Raw genomic sequence first — 23,163 nt, forward strand, 5'->3', positions numbered from 1 at the left:
GACTGCGAGCGCCGGCGTGCGGCTTCCTCATCAAAACCCAGAACTCGGGCATTCGGACGTGGGCTGACCTACGGACCACAAAGAAAATAGCCGGGACACAACATGGTCACCATGGATAGCAAGGGAAAGCGTGTCGTTCGGCTCGGGGCGGGCGCGGGCTTTGCGCGCGACCATATCGAACCCGCGCTCGATCTGGCGCGGGACGGCGAGCTCGACTACCTGATCTTCGAATGCCTGGCGGAACGCACCATCGCCCTCGCCCAGCAGCAGAAGCAGCTCTCGCCCGAGCTCGGCTACGATCCGATGTTCGAGGCGCGGATGCGCGCCGTCCTGCCGATCCAGCGTGACAAGGGTTTCCGGATCGTCACCAACATGGGGGCCGTCAACCCCGCGGCGGCCGGGCGGCTGGCGCAGACCATCGCCAGAGAGCTGCACATTTCCGACCTCAAGATCGCCGTGCTCGAAGGCGACGACGTGCTGGCGCGATTGAAGGGCTCGTCCGCCCGCTTTCTGGAATCGGGGGATCCGCTCAGCGCCCTGTCGAACGAGATCGTCGCAGCGAACGCCTATCTCGGCGCGTCCGGCATCTGCGAGGCGCTCGAGGCGGGAGCGGATGTGGTGATCTGCGGGCGCGTCTCGGACCCGGCGCTGTTTCTCGGCCCGCTCGTGCACGAATTCGGCTGGTCGATGACGGACTGGACCCTGATGGGGACGGGAACGCTGATCGGCCATATGCTGGAATGCGCGGGTCAGGTCTCCGGCGGTTACTTCGCCGACCCCGGCTACAAGGACGTGGAGAATCTCGGCAATCTCGGCTTCCCGATCGGCGAGGTCGACGAAGCCGGCGCTCTGGTGATCTCCAAGCTGCCCGGCACGGGTGGATGCGTGACTGCGGCGACCTGCAAGGAGCAACTGCTCTACGAGATCCACGATCCGCGCGCGTACTATCAGCCGGACGTCGTCGCGGACTTCTCGGAGGTCCGCATCGAGGAAATCGGCGAGGACCGCGTTCGGCTCACCGGCGCCAAAGGAACGCCCCGGCCCGAAACCCTGAAAGTCTCGGTCGCCTACCGGGACGGCTACGTCGGAGAGGGGCAGATTTCGTATGGCGGCGGCGGAGCGGTCGCCAAGGCCCGGCTGGCCGGCGACATCGTGCGCCAGCGACTGGCGCGCGCCGGCATCGCCGTCGATGAACTGAAGGTCGACCTGATCGGCATCGACTCGCTGCACGGGCAACGCCTCGCTGGCGGCATGGGCGAGCCCTACGAAGTCCGGCTGCGGATCGCCGCCAGGGTCGCGACCCGCACACTGGCCGAGGCCGTCGCCCGGGAGGTCGAGTCGCTCTACACCAACGGTCCGGCCGGCGGAGGCGGCGTCGTTCAACTGGTCCGCGAGGTGATCGCGGTGCAATCGGTGCTGATCCCGCGCGAGCAGACTACGCCCGTCGTGACCATGCTGGAGTCTTGAATGAAACTTCGAGAATTGGCGCATTCGCGCACCGGGGACAAAGGCAACAGGTCGAACATCTCCCTGATCCCCTACGATCCGTCGCACTACGACTATCTCCGCGAGGTGGTGACGGCCGAGCGCGTCAAGGCGCACTTCCGGCATATCGTGCACGGCGCCGTCGAACGCTACGAACTGCCGGCCATCCATTCCTTCAACTTCGTGCTCGACGACGCGCTGGGCGGCGGCGTCGCCAGATCGCTGTCGCTGGACAGCCACGGCAAGTCGCTGAGTTCGGCGCTGCTGGAGATGGACGTGCCGGCGCCACCGGGCTACGCGGCGACGAGTCCGATCAGGCCGGGAACTCCGGCGCGGCCGACCGCGCATCTGCCGAAGGCCGAGGACTTTCTGCTGTGGCCGCCGAATGTCCAAGCCTACGGCTATCGCATCGTCGACAGGCTGTTCAATTCGCGCGTCATTCGCAAAGGTCCTTCGCCGCGTCCTCTCAGCTATGGACAGCATGTCCAGGTCAGCTACCGGAGCGGCGGCGCGACCTTCTCGATCGACGAGTTCATTGACCGGAATTCGCTGAGCGGACTGCTCGTCATGAAGAACGGAAAGGTCGCGATCGAGCAGTACGGGCTCGGGCTGCTGCCGTCCGATCGCTGGAGTACGATGTCGACCGTCAAGTCGATCACCGCGACCCTGGTCGGCGTGGCGCTGCAGGACGGCGCGCTCCGTTCGCTCGACGACGCCGTGACCGACTACGTGCCGTCGCTCGCCGGCTCCGCTTACGAAGAGGTCGCCGTCAGGCACCTTTTGACGATGTCGTCCGGCATCAAGTGGAATGAAGACTACACCGACAAGCAGTCGGACGTGAACCGCTACAGCAAATCCCTGGCCGATGGCGTGCCCGGCGGCGTCTTCGCTCTGCTGAAGGCGCTGCCGCGCGAACATCCAGCCGGCGCGCATTGGCATTACAACACGGGCGACACCTTCCTGCTCGGCGCGGTGTTGCGCAGCGCCGTCGGCATGCCGCTCGCCGACTACATGTCGCGCAAGATCTGGCAGCCCTGCGGCATGGAATTCGACGCCTTCTACACGCTGGAGTCGCCGGACGGACTGGAGATTGGCGGCAGCCGCGCGGGCATCGCACTGCGCGATTTCGGCCGGTTCGCGCAATTCGTCCTCGACGACGGATTCGTCGACGGCGCGCGCCTGCTGCCGGAAGGATGGAACGACGATGCCAGCCGCCGGGCTTTTTCATTCTCCGATTCCGACCGTGCTTTGATGCCCCAGATCAGTTCGGGGGCGTTGGACGGCTACGGCTACTCTTGGTGGATCGCAGAGGACGGCGCGATGACGGCGGTGGGCTTCGCCGGACAGCGGATCTACATCAACCGCGCCGAGCGGCTCGCCATCGTGACGCTCGGTGCATTTCCGCAGCCGAGATATCGTGGACCCGGCGAGCACGACAGGGTGGCGGAAGTGGTCGCCTTCACCGAGGCGGCGAAATCGGCGCTGCTGGGCTACGATTAGTCCGGCCGGGCGAAGGGCGACCGCAGATGGGTTCCAGCCCGGTGTCGATGCAGTGATCCGGCCATGCCTGTCCTCTGTCGTCCCCGCGCAGGCGGGGACCCATACGCCGCAGCATCTCGGTTGACCCCTTGCGGTAGAGGCCCTCCTTCACTTCGGCGAGCCAGGGGTTATGGGTCCCCGCCTGCGCGGGGACGACTCGTTGACGACGCAGCGCTGAACAATTGATCCATTTGCGATCGCCCTGATCCGGCAAGGGACGGCAGTTCAATCACGGTCGCGCTACCCGCCGCTCCGAATGATCTTCGCCACGGTCCGGGCGAACACGACCGTGCCGGCTTCCACCAGTTCTTTCGGGATCGACGCGAAGTTCAGCCGCACCCAGGTCTCCTTCGGGGCGACGGCGAAATAGGGCTCGACCGGATCGATCAGAACCCCGGCGTCGAAGCAGGCGGCGCGCAGCTTCGACGGGCTGCGGCATCCCGGGATCCGCATCCAGATCGCCGAGCCTCCGGTCGGCGCCGCGTATTCCGCGATCGGCAATTCCTTGCGCAGCGTATCCACGATCAGCTTCGCCTTCGCCTCGAGCGATTTGCGCATCTCGGTCATCAGGCGGTCGTAGTGCCCTTGCCGGATGAACTGCGCGGCGCTGGCCAGATTGTTGCCCGGCAACTGCCGCAGCATCAATCGTCGCAGCGATTTGAGTTCGGCGATCAGCGTCTCGGGGCCGACCAGATAGCCGATCCGCAAGCCGGGGCAGACCAGCTTCGACAGGCTGCTGAGATAGATCACGCGACCCGACCGATCCATCGCCTTCAGCGACGCCGCGGCGGCGCCGTCATATTTCAATTCCGGCTCGTAGTCGTCCTCGATGATGATCTGGTCCTGCACGACCGCCTGGGTGAGCAGCGACAGACGCCGTTCCGTGCTCATCGTGACACCGGTCGGCGCCTGATGGCTCGGCGTGCAATACAGATAGTTGCAATCGGTCGACCGCTTGTCGATCGTCATGCCGAAGGCATCGATCGGGATGGAGATGAGATCCGCGCCGCTGCGGAGGAAGATGAAGCGCGCGTCCATGTAGCCGGGCTCTTCGACCCCGACCTTGAGGCCGGGGCCGAGCAGGGTCTGGGCGATCAGATAAAGCCCATGTTGCGTTCCGAGCGTCAGCATCACCTGGTCGGCCGCGGCCGCGATGCCCCGCCGCGGCAGGATCTTGTTGATGATCTGCTCGATCAGCGGCTGGCTCTCTTCGCCTCCGCTGTCCTGGCCCCAATGCTGGATGGCCGGGCTGGTCAGCGCCGACCGGCTGGCGTCCCGCCAATCCGTGAACGGAAACGTCTGGGGGTTCACCTCGCCATAGACGAAGCGATATTTGCACCTCTCCCAACCCAGTGGCCGCTCCTGCCAGGGATATCCGACCTCGGCGTGGACCAGCCGCGCAGCCCAGTCGGGCCGGTCGGCATTGTCGACGGAGCGTCCGAAGGTGACCTGCCGCCGCTTGAGCGCCGACGACACGTAAAAGCCGTTCCGCGGGCGGGCCTCCAGGAAGCTGTCCGCAGCCAGTTTCTCCAGCACCAGCGTCGCTGTCGTCCGCGACACGCCGGCCAGGCTCGCCAGTTCACGGCTCGACGGCACTCTGCGCCCCGCGGGCAGATTGCCGTCGACAATCGCGTCGACGAACGCATTGCGCAATTGCGCCTGCAGATGAACGCCTTCCTTGGCGCTGCGGCCGAGCAGTTCCTTCCACATCAGCCGATCTTCGTCGGATTGCATCGCGAGTCCTGCCTGGCCTTATGGAAAGGGGGTGCTGGCTTTATGAAACAACAACATTCGTCCGCATGATAGGGCCACGTAGGTATCTCACCCGGATCCTGATGACCCACCTGAAGACGCTGACGGCGGCCCCTTTGGGCCTCTCCGAATTCCGCGATCCGATCACGGCCGACGGCTCGATCCATCATGTCGCGGCGGATCCGGGCCCGTCGCCGATCGGCTCGCGAAACAGGCTCGTGTCCCGGCGATGCGAAGGCGACTGCCAATGTCGCATGTGGGGTGATACGTTCGTCCGCAGCGAAAACCAGATGCTGGAGAAGCACGGCACCCCCAATGCGCCCGGCCGATATCGCCGCCGTCGGCGCGCGCGGCAGCGTGCCGAGGCTGGTGCCATGACGAACTGATTGACGACGCCGCCGGCTTCGACACCTTTCGACCTGAATGAAAGAACATCATGAACGAGACGATCATCAGCAAAGAACTACGCGAACTCGACATCCAGCATTTGTTCCATCCCTACACCAACCCCCGCCAGCACGAGCAGGTCGGGCCGATCGTGATCGAGCGCGGGGAAGGGGTGTTCGTCTACGACACCAACGGGCAACGCTATCTCGAGGCGCTGGCCGGTCTCTGGAGCGTGGCCGTCGGGTTCGGCGAGCCGCGTCTGGTCGAAGCGGCGGCGAAGCAGATGTCGATGCTGCCGTTCTATCATCTGTTCGCGCACAAATCGCACTCGCCGGGCATCAGGCTCGCGGACAAGCTCTGCGCCATGGCGCCGGGACAATTGAGCCACGTGCTGTTTTCGAATTCCGGCTCGGAAGCCAACGACTCCGTCGTGAAGCTGGTCTGGTTCTACAACAACAGCCTCGGACGCCCCGACAAGAAGAAGTTCATCGCCCGCAAGAACGGATATCACGGCATCACCGTGGCCTCCGGAAGCCTGACCGGCCTGCCCGCGAACCACAACGCGTTCGACCTGCCGAAGATTCCGGTGATCCATCTCGAATGCCCGCATTACTATCGCTTCGGCCGCGACGGCGAAACCGAACAACAGTTCACCGATCGGCTGATCAAGGAGCTGGAAGACACCATCCTCGCCGAAGGCCCGGACACGATCGCGGCGTTCATCGGCGAGCCGGTGATGGGCGCGGGCGGCGTCATCGTTCCGCCGGTCGGCTATTGGCCCAGGGTGCAGGCGGTCTGCCGTAAATACGACGTGCTGCTGGTCGCCGACGAGGTGATCACCGGATTCGGCCGCCTGGGCACGATGTTCGCTTCCGACCACTACGGCATCGAGCCCGACATCCTGGTCGTCTCCAAACAGATCACCTCGTCCTATCAGCCGCTCGGCGCGGTGATTTTCTCCGAGAAGCTGTATCAGGGCATCGCCGACAAGGCCGGCGCGCTGGGGACCTTCGCGCATGGCCTGACGGCCGGCGGGCATCCGGTCGCGACCGCCGTGGCGCTGGAAAACCTCGCCATCATCGAGGAGCGTGGTCTGGTCGCGAATGCCAAGGAAGTCGGCGCGTATATGCGCGAAGGCCTCGCCGCCTTCGCGTCCCATCCGATGGTCGGCGAAGTTCGCGGCGACGGGCTGATCGCCGCCGTCGAACTCGTCGCCGACAAGGCGTCGAAGCGCAAATTCGATCCGGTCGGCAAGATCGGCGCCTATCTGGCCGGTCGAGGCCACGAGCACGGGCTGATCGGGCGCAATCTCGGCGACACCTTCGCGTTCTGCCCGCCGATGATCATCACGAAGAGCGAAGTCGACCTGATGCTCTCGCTGTTTTCGAAAGCGCTGGACGACACCTACACATGGGCGAAAAGCCAGGGACTCGCGACCTGAGGCGCTAGCCCTCCTCTTTCCATCGGCAGTTTCCGCGCGCCTCTGCGCGGAAGCGTCTCGCGGCGCATTCCGCGAGCACGGATCGAATGCCGACGACGGCTGCCGAATCCTGCGCCCGCGATCACGATGGCGGGCTCGAGATCGCGAGGCTGAGTGACTTCAGCTCCGCCGACCAGGCCCCGCTCGCCATCACGAAATCACCTGTATCGTCCTGATCGAGCGATGAACCTGTCTGCCGGAATCCGCAGACGCCGACGGTGACATCGATGGCCGCACGCTGCGCGCCGAGCCACAAGGGCTTGAAGGTCGACTGGAACACGTCATAGGAGAGCTGGATCGATATGTTCAGGAAGGGCGAGCCTCCCCTGGCTTCGTCACCGCCATGAAACTCGACGGCGGCCCGTGTCCGTTCGGCGGATACGACGTACAAGAACGCGCTCTGGGCGCGCCCCAGAAACCGCTCGCCCTCGAAGCCGTAGACGTGCTGTCCGGCGAACGTGATCTCGGCCGAAATCCCGAACCGCGTGGCCGATTTCTCCGTCAGGCTCACCGGCCTCAGAGTCGGTCTCTCGATGTAGTTGGTATGACGGACGTAGAGCTCGGCGCTGATCCTCTCGCCACCGGCCTGCCAGACATTGTCGAACTCGGTGGTGGTTCGCACGACGAGATCATTGCTCGTGCCGCGCAGATACTGAATGGCGCCGTCCAGTTCCAGATTCTTCCAGCGCGCGTGATCCCCGGAGAGCAGCAGCCTGCTTCCATCGAGACGGCTGTGCGAAACTCCATCGAACATCAAAGACACCCTAGGACATCGTGCTGGTACGGGGGAAACAGCACGAACGCTTGCACTCAATCAAAGCCGACGGCTCCTACAACGCGAGCCGGCGTACCGAACGCTTTCAGACCGGACGCAATGTCGCGGTTCACGAACGAATTGGCGCCGACCACCACCCGATCACCGATCGTCACTCCCATCTGGACGACGACGTTGGGGCCGAGATAGACCCCGTCTCCGATGCGGGTCGGCGCGTATTCGATCGGTTCCGCCCCCATCGAGACCGATCGTCTCACCGTCTGATGGGTGTAGATCTGGACACCCGACGACAGGGAGCAATGGTCGCCGATGCGGAGGCCGCCGCCGGAGCCGTCCAGGATGCAGCCCGGCCCGATCCAGGTGTGGCGGCCGACCTGCACGTCGCCGAGAACGAGCACGTTGTCGTACATCGTGGTCCCCTCACCGAAGCCATAGGCCGCGGCATTGTCAGCGCGTTCGCTCAACAGGTCACCGATCGACACCCGGCGATTGAACTGCTGCTTCTTTCGCAGCGTCAGCACGCGCAGATAGCGGCGCACCCGCGCCAGCCATTCATCGGCCTCGTTCTCTTCGGTCATGCCGCGCGCGTTCGCAAGCTGGTCATCCATCCATACAACTCCCTGGCGCGCGCCCTTCGCGGGTGCTGCTCGCTTCAGCATTCGATCGATTCCCCATCAAGGCGTCCCCGGCCGAACTGATCCGCCGATCCCGGCAGAGTGCCCCGAGACGTCGCCCCTGCCTCTCTCCGGTCGCTCGCAAAACAGCCTCTCGCCGTCTACTGAACGGATCCGGGCGGACGTCCCAATGCGTCGGCAATCTGCGCAAGGGTGTCTTGATCCGCCGGATGCGATTGCGCGTCGAGACGCCGCACGGCAGCGTCCGGCGGCGCGGCACTAATCGTCATGGCCTCGTCGAGCTCTCGGTCGGCGCGCCTGATGGCATCGATCATCTCCTGTTTCGCGTGCGTCTGCGCCACGATCAATCCTTTGAAATAGATCAACCGAAGATCGGACTGCCTCGCGCCCCGCAAACTCTCCGTGCGGGAGATCGCCTTCAACGCAACCGGAAAGAACTCGACGATGTCGCGAACCAGGGACCGCTGAGGCGTCAGCGGCAATGTTGCATGATGCAAGATCCACATCAGGGCAATCTCGGCAGCGCTGAGAGCCAGTTGGTCATCCGGGCCACCCGCCGATCGCTGCTTCACTGCGGCGCTCCGAGGATTGCTCCCACGCGATAGGGCGACCACGTTGCCCGCGCCGTCGCTCGCTGGATTGTCGCCTCGTTGGGAATCTGGCCGCATCTCAATACTGGTTCTCGCATACATACAGCTTCACCCGATCAACAGCCGCTCGCCTCCACCTTCCCCGCGTCCCACTCCCCGGCTTCCCGCTCGCTCCCCCGCGCCTCCGCGTAACGGTCGGCGCGCGCTCTGCTGCGCCCGATCCGGCCAGAGGCTGCGCCCCAACTCCGGCCACACGCCGGCGCCGCCGACATCAATCCATTTCATTTTAAATAAGTCAACAAACAGAAATATTTCGCGGCGGCGCCCGCGCCGCCCCTATAATTCCAGAATACTCACGCATAAGCCTCTGTAATTGCTCGATAAAATGGCTCTTTTACTCCTTCGCTGTATCCCCAGTTAATTTTAATATCTATTTAATTTGTCGCGTGACATATCGAATAATTTTAGTAACATTCAATAATTAATTATATAGTCGGAGATGAGGATGACGGACTCCGTTGGCGAAAGCTCCCCACCCCCGAGCATCGATGCGTGGTCGACGCAGTGGCAGGAAGATTCTCTGCAATCGGCCTGCGGTTCCTGCACCGGCCGGGCGTGCACGGTCTGCTCGATCAGGGTCGGTGGAGCCGTGAGAGCCGACGGCAGTCCGTCTGGCTATGCGCCCAAGGTCCTCGAATACTACAACACCGCGAACGGCGGACCGGTCGAGATCGCCCCGCTGACGATCGATCTCGCTGCTGCGCAGGTCCAGACCTCGTCGATTGATGCGCCGACGTCGGCTGCGACGACGAACAACGTGACTCCGAATGCCATCGTGCTCGAGAACATGAAGCAGGGCACGCCGGAGAGCGTCTGGCTCATCGACCAGGCCGATTCGAGTATCGAAGGATTCGCCGCCCAGTTTACACTCGACAATGGCGAGCGCGTCGACTTCAAGATCAATACTGACGCCACCAACTACCGGGTCGATATCTACCGGCTCGGCTACTACAACGGCGACGGCGCGCGCCTCGTCACCAGCTTTACGCAGAACCTGGCGACGCCGCAGAGCCAACCCGTCCCGCTGTTCGACCCGACCACGAAGCTCGTCGATGCAGGAAACTGGTCGGTATCGGCCTCCTGGGACGTTCCCGAGGACGCGGTGTCCGGGATCTATTTTGCGGAGCTCACGCGTCTCGATACCGGCGGCCAGAACATCATCCCGTTCATCGTCAGGGATGACGAGGCGCCCAGCGACATCACGTTTCAGACCTCCGACACCACCTGGCAGGCTTACAACTGGTGGGGAGGCTACAACCTCTATGGCGGGATCGATGCCGCCGGCCATGCCGGCCGGGCGAGCGCGGTCAGCTACAACCGGCCGATCATCACGCGCGACGGCGGATATTCGGCGGGGCCGCAGGATTTCATCTTCGCCGCGGAATACCCGACGATCCGCTGGCTCGAGCAGAACGGGTACGACGTCAACTACATCTCCGGCATCGATACCGCCCGCGACGGCGCGCAACTCCTCAACAGCAAGATCTTCCTGTCGATCGGTCACGACGAATACTGGTCGGCGGATCAACGCTCCAATGTCGAGGCGGCGCGCGACGCCGGGGTCAATCTCGCCTTCCTGAGCGGCAATGAGATGTATTGGGAGGTCCGCTGGGAGAACAGCATCGACGGAACGGGAACGCCCTACAAGACGATGGTTTCCTACAAGGAGACCTGGGCCAATGCGGACGTCGATCCGGGTCACACCACCGGCACCTGGCGCGATCCTCAATACGGCGCCGGCAAGCCCGAGAACGCGTTGACGGGAACGATCTTCACCGTTGATTCGTACCGCCTCGACACGATCACGATTCCCTACGACCTGTCGCAGTTTCGGTTCTGGAACAACACGGCGGTGGGGGACATTCAGGCCGGACAGACCTACTCGCTCGTGCCGAACCTGCTCGGCTACGAATGGGATTCCGATCTCGACAACGGCCACCGTCCCGCCGGGCTGATCGTGCTGTCGTCGACGACGCTCGATGTCGATACGCTCCTGCTCGACAACGGCAACACCACCGGCCCCGGAACGGCCACGCATAGCCTGACGCTGTACCGCGATCAGACCAGCGGCGCGCTGGTGTTCGGCGCCGGCACGGTCTACTGGACCTGGGGACTCGATTCGCACCACGATAATGAAGCGACGCCGACCGATCCGAACGTCCAGCAGGCAATGGTCAATCTCTTTGCCGACATGGGCGTTCAACCGCAGACGCTGATGGCCAGTCTGGTCGTCGCCTCGCAAACCACCGATCATACCGCGCCGACCTCGACCATCACCTCGCCGCTCGCGAGCGGATCGTTCACCGCCGCAGAGCCGATTGTGATCACCGGCACCGCCGTCGATAGCGGTGGTGGCAGCGTCGCGGTCGTCGAAGTGTCCACCAATGGGGGGCTCACCTGGCATCGCGCCACCGGCTTCGACACCTGGAGCTACAACTGGACCCCGCTCGCGGGCGGCACCTATACGATTCTTTCGCGCGCCGTCGATGACAGCGTCAACATGGAGCAGGTCGGCTCGGGCACGACGATCGACGTCGCCGCGGCGCCGACGACGTCGTTTTTCTCTTCGTCCGACGTGCCGACCATCCTGACCGATAGCGATGTCGGCTTCGTCAACCTCGGCATCAGCTTCACGTCATCCCAGTCGGGCACCATCGTCGGCATCAAATACTACAAGAGCATCGGCGATGGCGGCACCCATACCGGCTCGCTCTGGAGCAGCACCGGAACGCTGCTCGCCACCGCGACATTCACGCAGGAATCCGCGAGCGGCTGGCAGACCGTGACGTTCGCCAATCCGGTCTCGATTGCGGCGGGAACGAGCTATGTCGCGAGTTACCACAGCAACGGCCACTATGCCGTCACTCCCGACTACTTCACATCGTCGCGGACGGTCGGCCCGCTGACGGCAGCGGTCGGCAACGGCTATTACACCTACAGTGCGGACACCCTGTTCCCCGCGACCCCCTCGGATGGAGCCAATTATTGGGTCGACGTCATCTTCAGCCCCACCAACACGGTCAATGAGTCACCGATCGGCACGAACGACAACGGCTTCACCGTCATACGCAACACTGCGGCCACATTCTCGGCGGCGCAATTGCTCGCCAACGATACCGATCCGAATGGCGACATCCTGACCATCAGCGGCGTCGGCTCGGCTTCGGGCGGAACGGTCAGCTTCGACAGCCAGACCAATCTCATCACCTTCACCCCGAATCCCGGATACACCGGCCCGGCCCAGTTCGGCTACGCCATCTCCGACGGCCGCGGCGGCACGGGCTCGGCCATCGTCAACATGAATGTCGCTCCTCCGTCCAACAATGCGACGCTCTTCAGCGCATCCGACACGCCTGAGACGCTGAGCGACCCAGACACCGCGCAAGTCAATCTCGGCGTTCGGTTCTCCTCATCGGCCGCCGGCCTCGTCACCGGGATCAAATACTACAAGAGCGCCAATGACACCGGCACCCACACGGGCTCGCTGTGGAGCTTGAACGGCACGCTGCTGGCCACCGCGACCTTCACGAATGAAACCGCGAGCGGCTGGCAGACGGTGACATTCGACAGTCCCGTCGCGATCACCGCCCAGACGACCTATGTCGCCAGCTTCCACAGCAACGGGCATTACGTGTCGACCGCGAACTATTTCACGACCGACCACGTCAACGGCGTGCTGACCGCGCCGGGAGGCACCAACGGCGTCTATGCTTACGGCAACGACAATCTGTTCCCGATCAACACGTTCGGCGCGACCAATTACTGGGTGGATGTCATCCTGAATTCGGAATCGGTCGAGCCGGTGAACAATGCTCCGGTCGCGACCACCGACAGCGGCTTCACCACGCCCCAGAGCACGGTGCTGAGCATTCCGGCTTCGGTCCTGCTCGCCAACGACACCGACGCCGACGGCGACACCCTGACGATCACCGGCGCGGGCGTCGGCGTCAACGGCACTGCCGCCTGGATCTCCAATACGGGCTCGGTCACCTTCACGCCGACGCCGGGCTATACCGGTGCGGCCTCTTTCACCTATGCCATCTCGGATGGCCATGGCGGCACGGCGACCGGCACGGTCAATCTGACCGTCACGGCCTCCGCCAACAATCCGCCGGTGGCGACCAGCGACAGCGGCTTCAGCATCGTGCAGAACGACGTTCTGACGATCAGCGCCTCCGCGCTGCTCGCGAACGATACGGATCTCGACGGCGACACGCTGACCATCACCGGCGTGAGCGGCGGGTTGCACGGCGCCGCAAGCTTCGATGCTCAGACCAACACCGTCAGTTTCACGCCGACCGCGGGCTATACGGGGCTTGCGTCCTTTGTCTACACCGTCTCCGACGGCCACGGCGGCACCGCCAACGGAACGGTCAGCCTCAACGTCACGGCTCTCCCCAACTCGGTGCCCGTCGCGAACAACGACGCCGGCTTTGCCACGGTGCGGGATACGGCGCTGAACATTCAGTCGGGCAGTTTGCTGGCCAACGACGTCGATGCCGATGGCGATCCGCTGACCATCACCGGCATCGTGGCCGGAAGCGCCTCGAACGGCATCGCGACCTTCAATGCGCAGACCAATGCCATCACCTTCATTCCGACCGCCGGCTATGTCGGGCTGGCGAGTTTCAGCTACAGCGTTTCCGACGGGCGCGGGGGGGCGGCAGCGGCGACCGTGAGCCTGAACGTCATCCCGCCGGCATCCGGCGTCAGTCTGTTCTCCAGCGCGGATACGCCCGCGAACCTCTCCGATCCGGATACGGTGCAGGTCAATCTCGGCATGCGCTTCGTGACGGCCGAGTCCGGCACGATCACCGGCATCAAGTACTACAAGGGCGCCGGTGATACCGGAACGCACACCGGCTCACTCTGGACCAGCACCGGCACGCTGTTGGCGACCGCGACTTTCACCAATGAATCGGAAAGCGGCTGGCAGACGGTGACCTTCAACAGCCCGGTCAGCGTCACGGCCGGGACGTCCTATGTCGCCAGCTACCACAGCAATGGTCACTACACCTCGACCGGCGGATATTTCAACACCGACCACACCGCCGGGCCTCTCACCGCGCCCGGCTCCGGAAACGGCCTCTATGCTTACGGCAACGGCAATCTGTTCCCCACCTCCTCTTTCGGCGCGACGAATTACTGGGTCGACGTCGTGTTCAGCCCCGCGAGCGGCGGCACCAACCAGGCGCCGATCGCGGTCAACGACGACGGCTTCATCGTCGCCAAGAACACGCCATACACCATCAACGCATCGGCGCTGCTGGCCAATGACAGCGATTCGAACAGCGACCCACTGACGATAACGGGCGTCAGCGATGCCGTGAATGGCACGGTCGCCTTCGATGCCCAGACCAACACGATCACCTTCACCCCGGCGGACGGGCATGTCGGATCGGCCGCTTTCCACTACACCGTCTCCGACGGTCAGGGTGGCACGGCCGACGCCGGCGTGACGCTGAGCGTCACCGACCCGATGGCGACCGTGAGCCTGTTCAGCGCCAGTTCCACGCCGAGCCTGGTCACCGTCAATGATCCAAACCCTGTCGAACTCGGGCTGAAATTCCAGTCGTCCACCAACGGTGATATCACCGGCATACGGTTCTACAAGGGACCGCAGAATATCGGCACGCACACGGCCAACCTCTGGACCGCGAGCGGCACATTGATGGCGACGGCGACCTTCAGCAATGAAAGTTCGAGCGGCTGGCAGCAGGTCGAGTTCGCGTCGCCCGTCTCGATCACCGCCGGCACGACCTATATCGCCTCCTACCACACCGCCGGATACTACTCCGCCGACCCGGGCCTGTTCGCCAATTCCGTGACCAACGGACCGCTCACTGCGCCGTCATCGGCGTTGATCAGCGGCAACGGCGTCTATGCCTATGGAAGCGAATCACTGTTTCCATCCAACACGTACAACTCCACCGGCTACGGCGTCGATGTGCTGTTCCGTCCGCAACTGGCGGCATGAGTCGCCGGTTCCGTAGCTTCGACCTGATGGGTATTCTTCGCGAAAGCGCTCTACCGTGCCGGTCCCAGCGCCTCGGCGATCTGCTCGAGCACCTCATCGTCCGCGACATCCTGCTCGCCGGAAGGGCGCGGCGGCAGCACCGCGGTGTCGTCCGCGGCGACCGGCCGCGCGTCGATCGCCAGGGATGCAGGACCGCATGGCGCGTCGACATGGTCGTATTGGGAGGCCAGCCTCACAGCCTGTTGATGAAGGCTCTGGAGCGACACGGCCAGATCGTCGATGCGCTCCATGGTCGCGTTGTTGCGCGCCTCCAATGAGGAATTGGCTTGAACACCTCGCGCCCGATCGATGTCTGCGTCTTGGTCGACGGTCGCGGGCGTCGGGACGGATAGACCGACCTGGACCAGCGCAGCCCCTCTCCGGGGGCCCGGCGTGGCAACGATCGAGTGGCCGGAAAGCGGATCGCTCGCTCCTTCCAGTTCGGCTAGGCGCAAGGCGAGGTCTTGTGACACCTGCTCCAACCGACCGAGCATGGTGAGCAAGGTCAGTGTGTCTGATTGCTGGACGCGCCGCGCGAAACTGGCGAGAAACGCGCGGCCACGTGCCGTTTCCCTCACCGCGGCCTCGATCGCACCGAAGTCCTGATACTGCGCGTCGGATGCTGGCGACATTGTCATGCTCGTATCGCGTGCCCCGTTCTGACAGCACGGAATATCGCAATTAATCCTTAACCGACATCTAACCCCTCGATTTAAAGGCGCTGCACTCCAGTCGCGCATCGAGTTTCGGTCGATTTTTAAATCGATACAAATCGGATATAATACACTGAACGCGATCACGCCGGCACCGTCGCCGCCGGATCGTCAATGCAGGACCCCGCCGTGTGGAAGCCGCAACGTGAAGCGAAATCGTCTAGGAAAGCCAGCTTGCCGGACGGCATTCGAATTTACGCGATCGGAGATATCCACGGCCGCAAGGATCTTCTCGCACTGCAACTGGCGCAGATCGAAGCCGACGAGAGACTATACAAATGCGCGCGATCGATCGTCGTTTTCCTCGGCGACTATATCGATCGCGGACCGGACTCCAGGGGCACGATCGATCTGTTGCTGGCTTTCGCGCGGAAGCGGGAAGTCGTCTTTCTGAAGGGAAATCACGAGACTTTCATCCCACGCTTCCTCGCCGACCCCCGATCGCTGGACGAATGGCGCTCGTTCGGCGGCCTCGAGACGCTGGTGTCCTATGGATTGAGGCCGTCCCTCAGCCGCAGCCACGGCGACCACGAACGGCTGTCACGGGAATTGCGGGATGCACTGCCAACCCCGCATCGCGCATTCCTCGAATCGCTGCCGCTGTCGTTCACGTGTGGCGACTTCCTGTTCGTCCATGCGGGAATTCGGCCGGGCGTGGCGCTGCAGGAACAATCCGAGGACGATCTGCTGTGGATTCGCGAAGACTTCCTCGATCACGGCCTGCCGTTCGAGAAATTTGTCGTCCACGGACATACGCCCGTTCGCGCACCGGATGTGCGATCGAATCGAGCGAACATCGACACCGGGGCCTTCGCGACAGGGCGCCTCAGTTGCATCATGATCGAGGGGCCGGACATCGTGCCGCTGATCGATACGCGTGACTGGACCGGGAGCGACAGAAGCCAGCCGAGGACCCGCCGATGAAGCGCGGGAAGGCACGCTCCCCTGGCATGCGCCTGACATGCGGGCTGCGCGACGTCCCTGTTATCGCTCCTTCATCGCGCGCTCGGCCTGCTCCCTGAGCGGCTTGATGAGATATGCCAGAACGGTCCGGCCCGGCGTCTGGACGAACACGTCGACGGGCATGCCGGGCACCAACTTGGAGTCTCCGAGCCGCGCCACCTGGTCGGGCTTCAGCGATACGCGCGCGTTGTAGTAGCTCGTTCCGGTGCGCTGATCCTGGGTGAGATCCGCCGACACCAGCACCACGTCTCCTTCGATCTCGGGCGTGGTTCTCTGGTTGAGGGCTGCAAAGTGCAGGATCGCCTTTTGCCCGATGTAGAGCTGATCGATGTCGCGGGGCGCGATCTTGACCTCGATCGCGAGCGCATCGTTGTCGGGCACGATGAGCATGATCTGCTCGCCGGGCGAAATCACGCCCCCCACCGTATGGACGGTCAACTGGTGCACCCGTCCGTTCTGCGGCGCGCGGATGTCGATGCGGTTGAGCAGATCCGCGGCAGCGGTTCTCCGCTCGGAGAGTTCCGACACTTTGGAGCGCGTCTCGATCAGGTCCTTGCCGACCTCGGTGCGCAGATCCTGATCGATCTGGATTGCCTGCAGCTCGATTTCCGAAATCTTGCCTTTCGCCTGAGCGATCATCCCGGACAGTTGACTGCGCTCGCCCTCGATGCGCGCAGTGTCCCGTTCCAATGCGGTCAAGCGTGCGATCGGCACCAGGTTCTTTTGCCAAAGCGTTCGAACGCCCTCGAGTTCCTGGTAGATGAAACCGACTTCTTTCTGCTTGGCTGCGAGCTGACCCGAATAGCCCGCAATCTCGTTCTGGAGCTGGGAGCTGCGTTCCCTGAGCTGGGCCTTCTGTCCGCTGCGCGACAGCCGCCGGACGTCGAACAGGCTCCGCTCAGCGGCTATCGCGCGGGCAGCCTCCGACCTGGTGTCCTTTGCACGCTCGAGCAGCACGCCCGGAAACACGATCTGGTCGGCGCCATCGCGCTCCGCTTCCAGACGGGCCTGCCGTGCCTGCAACTCGTCGAAGCTCTGGATGATGATCGTCGCGTTGGCCAGTGTCTGGGTCTCGTCGAGGCGCACCAAGATGTCACCCGCCTTCACCCGATCGCCTTCCTTGATGCGGAGTTCGCTGACGACGCCGCCGGTCGGATGCTGGACCTTCTTGACGCTCGAATCGACCACAATCACGCCCTGCGCCACCACCGCTCCCGACAGCTCGGTGGTAGAAGCCCAGCCGCCGATACCGAAGGTGACCAGCACGACCAGCACCGCGCCGCCGATCATGTAGCGCTGGATGGAATGCAGCGCCGGACCTCCCGAGCTGCTCATCCGCGTTCTCCCACGACCTTCAACGGCGCCGCGCGAAGCACCTTCGTCAGAACATCTTCCTTCCTGCCGAAGGACTGCACCTTGCCGTTCGCAATCACCAGGACATGATCGACGCCGTCGAGCGCTTTGGGCCGATGCGCAATCACTACGACAATCCCATTGCGGCGACGCACGTTGAGAATTGCTTCGGTCAATGCGGCTTCGCCGTCGGCGTCGAGATTCGAGGTCGGCTCATCGAGAACGACGAGGAACGGATCGCCGTAGAACGCCCGCGCCAATCCGATGCGCTGGCGCTGACCGGCCGAGAGCGACATGCCGCCCTCGCCGATCTTGGTGCCGTAGCCGTCCGGAAACGACAGGATCAGTTCATGGGCGCCGGCCGCACGTGCCGCCGCAAGCACCGCCTTCGGGCTGGCATTGGGATCGAACCGCGCGATATTCACCGCAATGCTGCCGTCGAACAGTTCGACATCCTGCGGCAGATAGCCGATGTGCCGGCCCAGGGCTTCCGACGACCACTGCCCGAGCGCGGCATTGTCGAGGGTGATCTTGCCGCGCATCTGAGGCCAGACACCGACCAGCGCCCGGGCCAGCGACGACTTTCCGGACCCACTCGGGCCGATGATGCCCAGACCGTCGCCCTTTCTCAGATTGAACGAGACGTCGTTGAGGACGGCTCTATCCGACGCCGGCGCATTGACGTAGACGCGCTCCATCGCGATCGCTTCGACTGGCGGCGGCAGCGCTAGCGGGTCCTCTTCTTTCGGCAGCAGCGTCAGGAGCTGATCGAGGCGGTGCCCGGATTGCCGTGCACTCACGAAGCCCTTCCAGTTGGCGATGGCGGTCTCGACCGGCGCCAGAGCCCGGGAGGTCAGAATCGAGCCCGCAATGATGATCCCCGCAGTCGATTCCTGATTGATGACCAGATACGCACCGACCGCCAGCACGCCCGACTGCAGGATCGCCCTGAACGCCTTGGACATGTTACCCAGTCCACTGCCGACGTCGCTCGCGGCTTCACTGGCTGCGAGATATTTCTGATTGGCTTCGCGCCAGCGCGCAGCCGCCAGCCGACGCATCCCCATCGCGTGGAGCGCTTCGGCGTTGCGCCGCCCCTCGCTCGCCAGCGAATTCCGCTGAATGGCGAAACGCGCCGACGCTTTTGCGGGGCCCTGCGAGCGCAACTCGGTCATGATCATGATCACGACCAGAATCAGCGCCCCGACCAATGCCGTCACGCCGATCCAAAAATGGAACAGGAAGCAGATGGCCAGATAGACCGGCATCCACGGCATGTCGAACAATGCAGACGGGCCACCGCTCGCCAGGAAGCCCCTCACCTGGTCGAGATCGCGGACGGGCTGCAGCCCATCGCCATCTCCCCTCGTCTTCAGGGGCAGGCGGATGACGGCATCGAAGACGCGCTCGCCCAACGTCTCGTCCAGATGCCGTCCCATGCGCGCGCTGATCCGCGTACGAATCAGATCGAGCGCGCTCTGGAACAAGTAGAGTACGATCGCCAGCGCGAGCAACGCGATCAGCGTCGGTATGCTTCGGCTCGGCAGGACACGGTCGTAGATCTGCAACATGAAGAACGAGCCGGTCAGCATCAGGATGTTGCTGACGCCGCTGAATATCGCCATCGCCCAGAAGATCTGACGACAGGAGCTGAGAAAGCCCGCGATCTCCGATCTCGGTGAGGAAAAGTCCTCGCCCGGCCGGAGCCGGCCAGAAAACAGTTTCTGCCGAATCTGATCGAGATGATGCGAAATCCTGTTCTGCGTCGCGGAGGCCGAAGGCTTCGGCCCCCGCGGGCCAGACTTCGGAGCGCCGTCCATCGCCACCCGCGGCACAGCCCCGAACATGCGCGATATGTCCGCAAGGCGCGGCGTCCTCTTGAACCGCACACGCCCCGGCGGAGGCATTTCTCTCCGCCATCCAAAGTTGGTCATCCGTGTCCCCCTTCAGACGTCTCGATTCAGCCCCCCTGAATCGAGACGCCAATCAGACCCTTCGCGCGGATAGTCCGGTCCGACATCTCAGACGAACTGGAAGTCCGATTTGTCCAGCGCACCAATCTTCGTATTCTTCAGCGTCAACGAGTCGTTGCCGGTGGCGATCACGACATCCTGGCCGCTTTGCGTCGCATGAGACAGTATGTCCGCGAAACTATCGAACACGCTCTTGCTGAATTGCACGACGTCATGCGACGGCCCGCTCGCGCAGAAATCCTTGATCGTGTCGTTGCCGAAATTCGGTGCGAACACGAAAGTATCCCCTTGACCGTTGCCAATGAGGATATCGTCAGCCGACGTCCCCTTGAGAGTATTGGCTCCGGAGGTGCCGACGATCACGCTTCCGGAGTTCGAGGCCACCTGCCCGGAACTATCGAGTCCCTTCGCCGTGAAAGTGTGAACCGTGCTGGACGAGACCGCCCCTGTGCCGAACCACCAATCGCCGTCGGCATTTGCCTTGACCGTTCCGATGGTCTTGGAGCCGTCGAATATCTTGATCTGGCTGTAGGCGTCGGCCGTCCCTTTGATGACGAGCGAGTTGTTCCACCCCTGGAATGCGTCGGTCAGATCGACTCCCGACGTCGCAATCGGAGGATCGATCACGGAGATCGCCTTCGTCCCCGATGCCGCGCTGGCATTGCCGGCACTGTCCGAAGCGATCGCCGCGAATTTGTGACTACCATTCGACAGATCACCGGTCTGATAGCTCCAGGTGCCGTCGCCCTTGGCGGTCGCCGAACCGATCTGCTTGCCTGCATCATAGATCTTGACGAGGCTGTTCGCCTCCGCCGTTCCCTTCAGCAGGAAGTCGTCGACCGTCGTCGAACCGCTGAGCGCTTTGCCATCGGAAGAGAAGACACCCAATGTCGGCGCGCTTGGGGCCGACGTATCGACCGTCACGGCGGTCACCGAGGACGCCGCGCCGGTCTGACCCTTGCTGTCCGTGACCTTGGCCGTCAGGTTATGTGCGCCGTCGCTGAGAGCCGCGGTGGTGAAGCTCCAGGCTCCGCTGCTATCCGAAACCGTGGATCCGATCGCCTTGTTACCGTCGAAAACGGTGACCTTGCTGTCGGCTGCCGCCGTACCATCCAGCTTCAACGTCTTGTCTTTGGTGATGCCATCGCCGGCCTTGCCGGTGTCATTGGAGAACGACACGATTTTGGGTGCCGGCGGCGGAGCCGAGGAGGATCCGGTCACGTTGACCTGCAGCGCGGTGGAGGTCGTTCCGACATTGCCCGCGACGTCGGTCGCCCTGGCCGTCAGCGTATGCTGACCGGAAGACAGTTGATCGGTTGAGAAGTTCCAGGCACCGGTCGAACCGGCTGCGACGCTCCCGATCTTTGTATTGCCGTCATAGATATCGACCGTGCTCCTGGCTTCGGCATTGCCGGACAGGTTCACCATCGTCCCGCTGGCAACCGATACTGCCTTCAAAGCGGACGTCGACTGGGCGGCGCCCGCCGTCCCGATCGTCGGCGCGCCCGGCGCCTTGGTATCGACCGTCATCGCGACAGCCGCTGACGCCGCGCTGACCTGTCCGGAGCTGCTCGTCACCGTCGCCGTCAGGGTGTGTTTCGCATCGGTCAGGGCCGATGTCGTGTAACTCCAGGAGCCATCTGAACCAGCCTTGGTCGTGCCGATCTGGGATGATCCATCATAGATCTTCACCGTGCCGCCCGCCGCGGCCTTTCCGGTCAGCGTCAGCGTGTTGTCGTTGGTGATGCCATCGCCTTTCACGCCGCTGTCGTTGGAGACGGACGCGATCGTCGGCGCACTCGGCTGGGGCGTCGGCGCGGGCGCCGTCACGGTCACCGCGACAGCCGCTGACGCGGCGCCGGTATTGCCGGCCGCATCCATGGCCCTGGCGGCGAAGCTGTGATTGCCCGTGGCAAGAGTTGCCGTGGTGAAGGTCCAGACTCCGCTGCCATTGACCGAAGCTGTGCCGATCTGCGCGGAGCCGTCGAACACCTTGATGGTGCTATTGGCTTCCGCCGTGCCCGTGAGCACGGCCACCTGGGACGCGGCCAACGCCGCAGCCGACGTCGACACGACCAGTGTGGGCGCGACCGGAGCAGCCGTATCGACGACCACGGTCCGAGCTGCCGACGCGGCGCTCGTCTCGGTCGACGTGGAAGATGTCACCGTGAATTTGTGCGCTCCGTCGGTCAGGGCTGCGCTGGTGAATTTCCAGTTTCCGCCGGCATCCGCACCGACGGTGCCGATCTGCTTGCCACTGTCGAAGATCTTGATCGTGGTGTTGGCGGAGGCGGTGCCCTGCAGACTCACCTTGTTGGCGTTTGTGACCCCGTCACCAACCTTGCCGCTGTCCGGCGACCACAGACCAATTTCAGGAGTGTCCAACCCGATGTCGTCGGGTGGGGTGCTCGGACCTTCCACCGCAAATGGAGCCGCGATGGGCGCGCCCGGAACCAGTTGCCCATCTACAATGGTCGCGTAGCGTACGTTTTCCCACTGAACGATGTGAATATTCGCATTGACCTCCTGCAACAGCAACGCGTTGTATTCAAAAGGCCCGACGAAATAGACGTCCTTGAGCGCGAGGGTGATATCCTGATTGTCGGCCGCAATGCGCAAACCAAACGGACCGCCGTCGAACATCACATTGTTCAGGGTGACCGAGCCGCCGTAATTATCGGCGATGAACATCCCCGCCGTGGCATTGTTCTCGTGCGCCACGATCGCGGTGTTGGTGATCGTCAGATTTCCATTGGAGCCGGGTGCGTAGGCCTGGATGCTGTCCGCGTGATCGCCCGCCTTGCCCGTCGATTCGATGTACGAATTGTTGATGACGATATTGCCGCTGCCGCCAACGCGCACGCCTTCGGCCGAACTGATGCGAACGTTGTCGAGCGTGAAAGACCCCGTGCCAACGACCGATGCGGTATTCCCGGTGTCCGTGATACTCTTGTTCGAAAGCGTGCCGCCATTCTTGATGACGACCGAGCCCGAATTAGCGACGCCACTGAAGATTGGGTCATTCCAGCTCAGAGGAATTCCTGACATCTACTTCTCCTGGTGGTCTCTAGTTGTCCCCGCGCCACGCTCAAGTCCCACTCCAGCGGCGATACTCCGCCGCCCCCCACGATGGCGCATCATGGAGAGCGTCTTGATGGTAGGCAGAGGCTTTTTTGGGACAACATCACGGCCCACCGAAGGTGATTTGCAAGCCAGCCCGGTTAAGTCTCAGCGCAATCAGGAAGCGATAGCCAGAAGTGGAAGATGCCTCAAAATATAAGATCGCGCAATTTCATCTCAGTTAATTTGATCACGAAAACAAGCGACCGCGTCGAAGATCTCGCGCGCCCGAACAAACTTGGATTCAGAATATTTAATACGAACGAGGAATATTTGAATTACCGATTTAAATCGTTGCGCGATTACTTATTCGAGGTCACCC

Annotated in this window: 14 protein-coding genes; 6 read left to right on the forward strand and 8 right to left on the reverse strand. The window is 63.2% G+C overall.

Features of this window, described 5'->3' with window-relative positions:
- The first annotated feature begins 102 nt into the window (after positions 1-102).
- Both SR870_RS12360 and SR870_RS12365 read left to right on the forward strand, forming a co-directional pair.
- Entirely contained in the window at positions 103-1,467 is a 1,365-nt protein-coding gene (locus SR870_RS12360) for an acyclic terpene utilization AtuA family protein (protein ID WP_322513864.1), read from the forward strand.
- On the forward strand, positions 1,468-2,985 hold the full coding sequence (locus SR870_RS12365; protein WP_322513865.1) for a serine hydrolase: 1,518 nt from the start codon (positions 1,468-1,470) through the stop codon (positions 2,983-2,985).
- Positions 2,986-3,264: 279 nt separating this feature from the next.
- On the opposite strand, the gene SR870_RS12370 is transcribed toward SR870_RS12365, so the two are convergent.
- Complete coding sequence (locus SR870_RS12370; RefSeq protein ID WP_322513866.1) at positions 3,265-4,758, reverse strand: PLP-dependent aminotransferase family protein; 1,494 nt, start codon at positions 4,756-4,758, stop codon at positions 3,265-3,267.
- Positions 4,759-4,859: 101 nt separating this feature from the next.
- On the opposite strand from SR870_RS12370, the gene SR870_RS12375 reads away from it, so the two are divergent.
- Both SR870_RS12375 and SR870_RS12380 read left to right on the forward strand, forming a co-directional pair.
- A complete protein-coding gene (locus tag SR870_RS12375; protein ID WP_322513867.1) occupies positions 4,860-5,162 on the forward strand; it encodes a hypothetical protein in 303 nt (100 codons plus the stop codon).
- Positions 5,163-5,212: 50 nt separating this feature from the next.
- Complete coding sequence (locus SR870_RS12380; RefSeq protein WP_322513868.1) at positions 5,213-6,604, forward strand: aspartate aminotransferase family protein; 1,392 nt, start codon at positions 5,213-5,215, stop codon at positions 6,602-6,604.
- A gap of 121 nt (positions 6,605-6,725) precedes the next feature.
- Here SR870_RS12380 and SR870_RS12385 read toward each other — a convergent pair whose 3' ends face one another.
- The 3 genes from SR870_RS12385 to SR870_RS12395 form a co-directional block, all read right to left on the reverse strand.
- Positions 6,726-7,397, reverse strand: coding sequence for a hypothetical protein (locus SR870_RS12385; protein ID WP_322513869.1), 672 nt, complete (start codon positions 7,395-7,397; stop codon positions 6,726-6,728).
- Positions 7,398-7,453: 56 nt separating this feature from the next.
- Positions 7,454-8,026 (reverse strand): acyltransferase, encoded by a 573-nt coding sequence (locus tag SR870_RS12390; RefSeq protein ID WP_322513870.1) that lies wholly within the window; start codon positions 8,024-8,026, stop codon positions 7,454-7,456.
- A 167-nt stretch (positions 8,027-8,193) separates the two neighbouring features.
- Complete coding sequence (locus SR870_RS12395) at positions 8,194-8,625, reverse strand: hypothetical protein (RefSeq protein WP_322513871.1); 432 nt, start codon at positions 8,623-8,625, stop codon at positions 8,194-8,196.
- A 523-nt stretch (positions 8,626-9,148) separates the two neighbouring features.
- Here SR870_RS12395 and SR870_RS12400 point away from each other — a divergent pair.
- Positions 9,149-14,680: a DUF4082 domain-containing protein gene (locus SR870_RS12400; RefSeq protein WP_322513872.1), complete on the forward strand. Its 5,532-nt coding sequence runs from the start codon at positions 9,149-9,151 to the stop codon at positions 14,678-14,680.
- Between the two features lie 50 nt (positions 14,681-14,730).
- Here the strand turns inward: SR870_RS12400 and SR870_RS12405 are convergent, their stop codons facing one another.
- The gene (locus tag SR870_RS12405) at positions 14,731-15,351 is read right to left on the reverse strand and encodes a hypothetical protein (protein ID WP_322513873.1); all 621 of its coding nucleotides are present in this window, start codon (positions 15,349-15,351) and stop codon (positions 14,731-14,733) included.
- Between the two features lie 195 nt (positions 15,352-15,546).
- Between SR870_RS12405 and SR870_RS12410 the strand changes: the two genes are divergently transcribed.
- Positions 15,547-16,356 (forward strand): metallophosphoesterase family protein, encoded by an 810-nt coding sequence (locus tag SR870_RS12410; RefSeq protein WP_322513874.1) that lies wholly within the window; start codon positions 15,547-15,549, stop codon positions 16,354-16,356.
- Positions 16,357-16,416: 60 nt separating this feature from the next.
- Here the strand turns inward: SR870_RS12410 and SR870_RS12415 are convergent, their stop codons facing one another.
- From SR870_RS12415 to SR870_RS12425, 3 genes are all read right to left on the reverse strand, one after another.
- The gene (locus SR870_RS12415) at positions 16,417-17,730 is read right to left on the reverse strand and encodes an HlyD family type I secretion periplasmic adaptor subunit (protein ID WP_322513875.1); all 1,314 of its coding nucleotides are present in this window, start codon (positions 17,728-17,730) and stop codon (positions 16,417-16,419) included.
- On the reverse strand, positions 17,727-19,469 hold the full coding sequence (locus tag SR870_RS12420) for a type I secretion system permease/ATPase (RefSeq protein ID WP_416221164.1): 1,743 nt from the start codon (positions 19,467-19,469) through the stop codon (positions 17,727-17,729). The genes SR870_RS12415 and SR870_RS12420 overlap by 4 nt, the downstream gene beginning before the upstream one ends.
- 300 nt (positions 19,470-19,769) lie before the next feature.
- A complete protein-coding gene (locus SR870_RS12425) occupies positions 19,770-22,769 on the reverse strand; it encodes an Ig-like domain-containing protein (RefSeq protein WP_322513877.1) in 3,000 nt (999 codons plus the stop codon).
- Positions 22,770-23,163 lie beyond the last annotated feature (394 nt).

The organism is Rhodopseudomonas palustris, from assembly GCF_034479375.1.
In the GTDB taxonomy this organism is placed as follows: domain Bacteria; phylum Pseudomonadota; class Alphaproteobacteria; order Rhizobiales; family Xanthobacteraceae; genus Rhodopseudomonas; species Rhodopseudomonas palustris_M.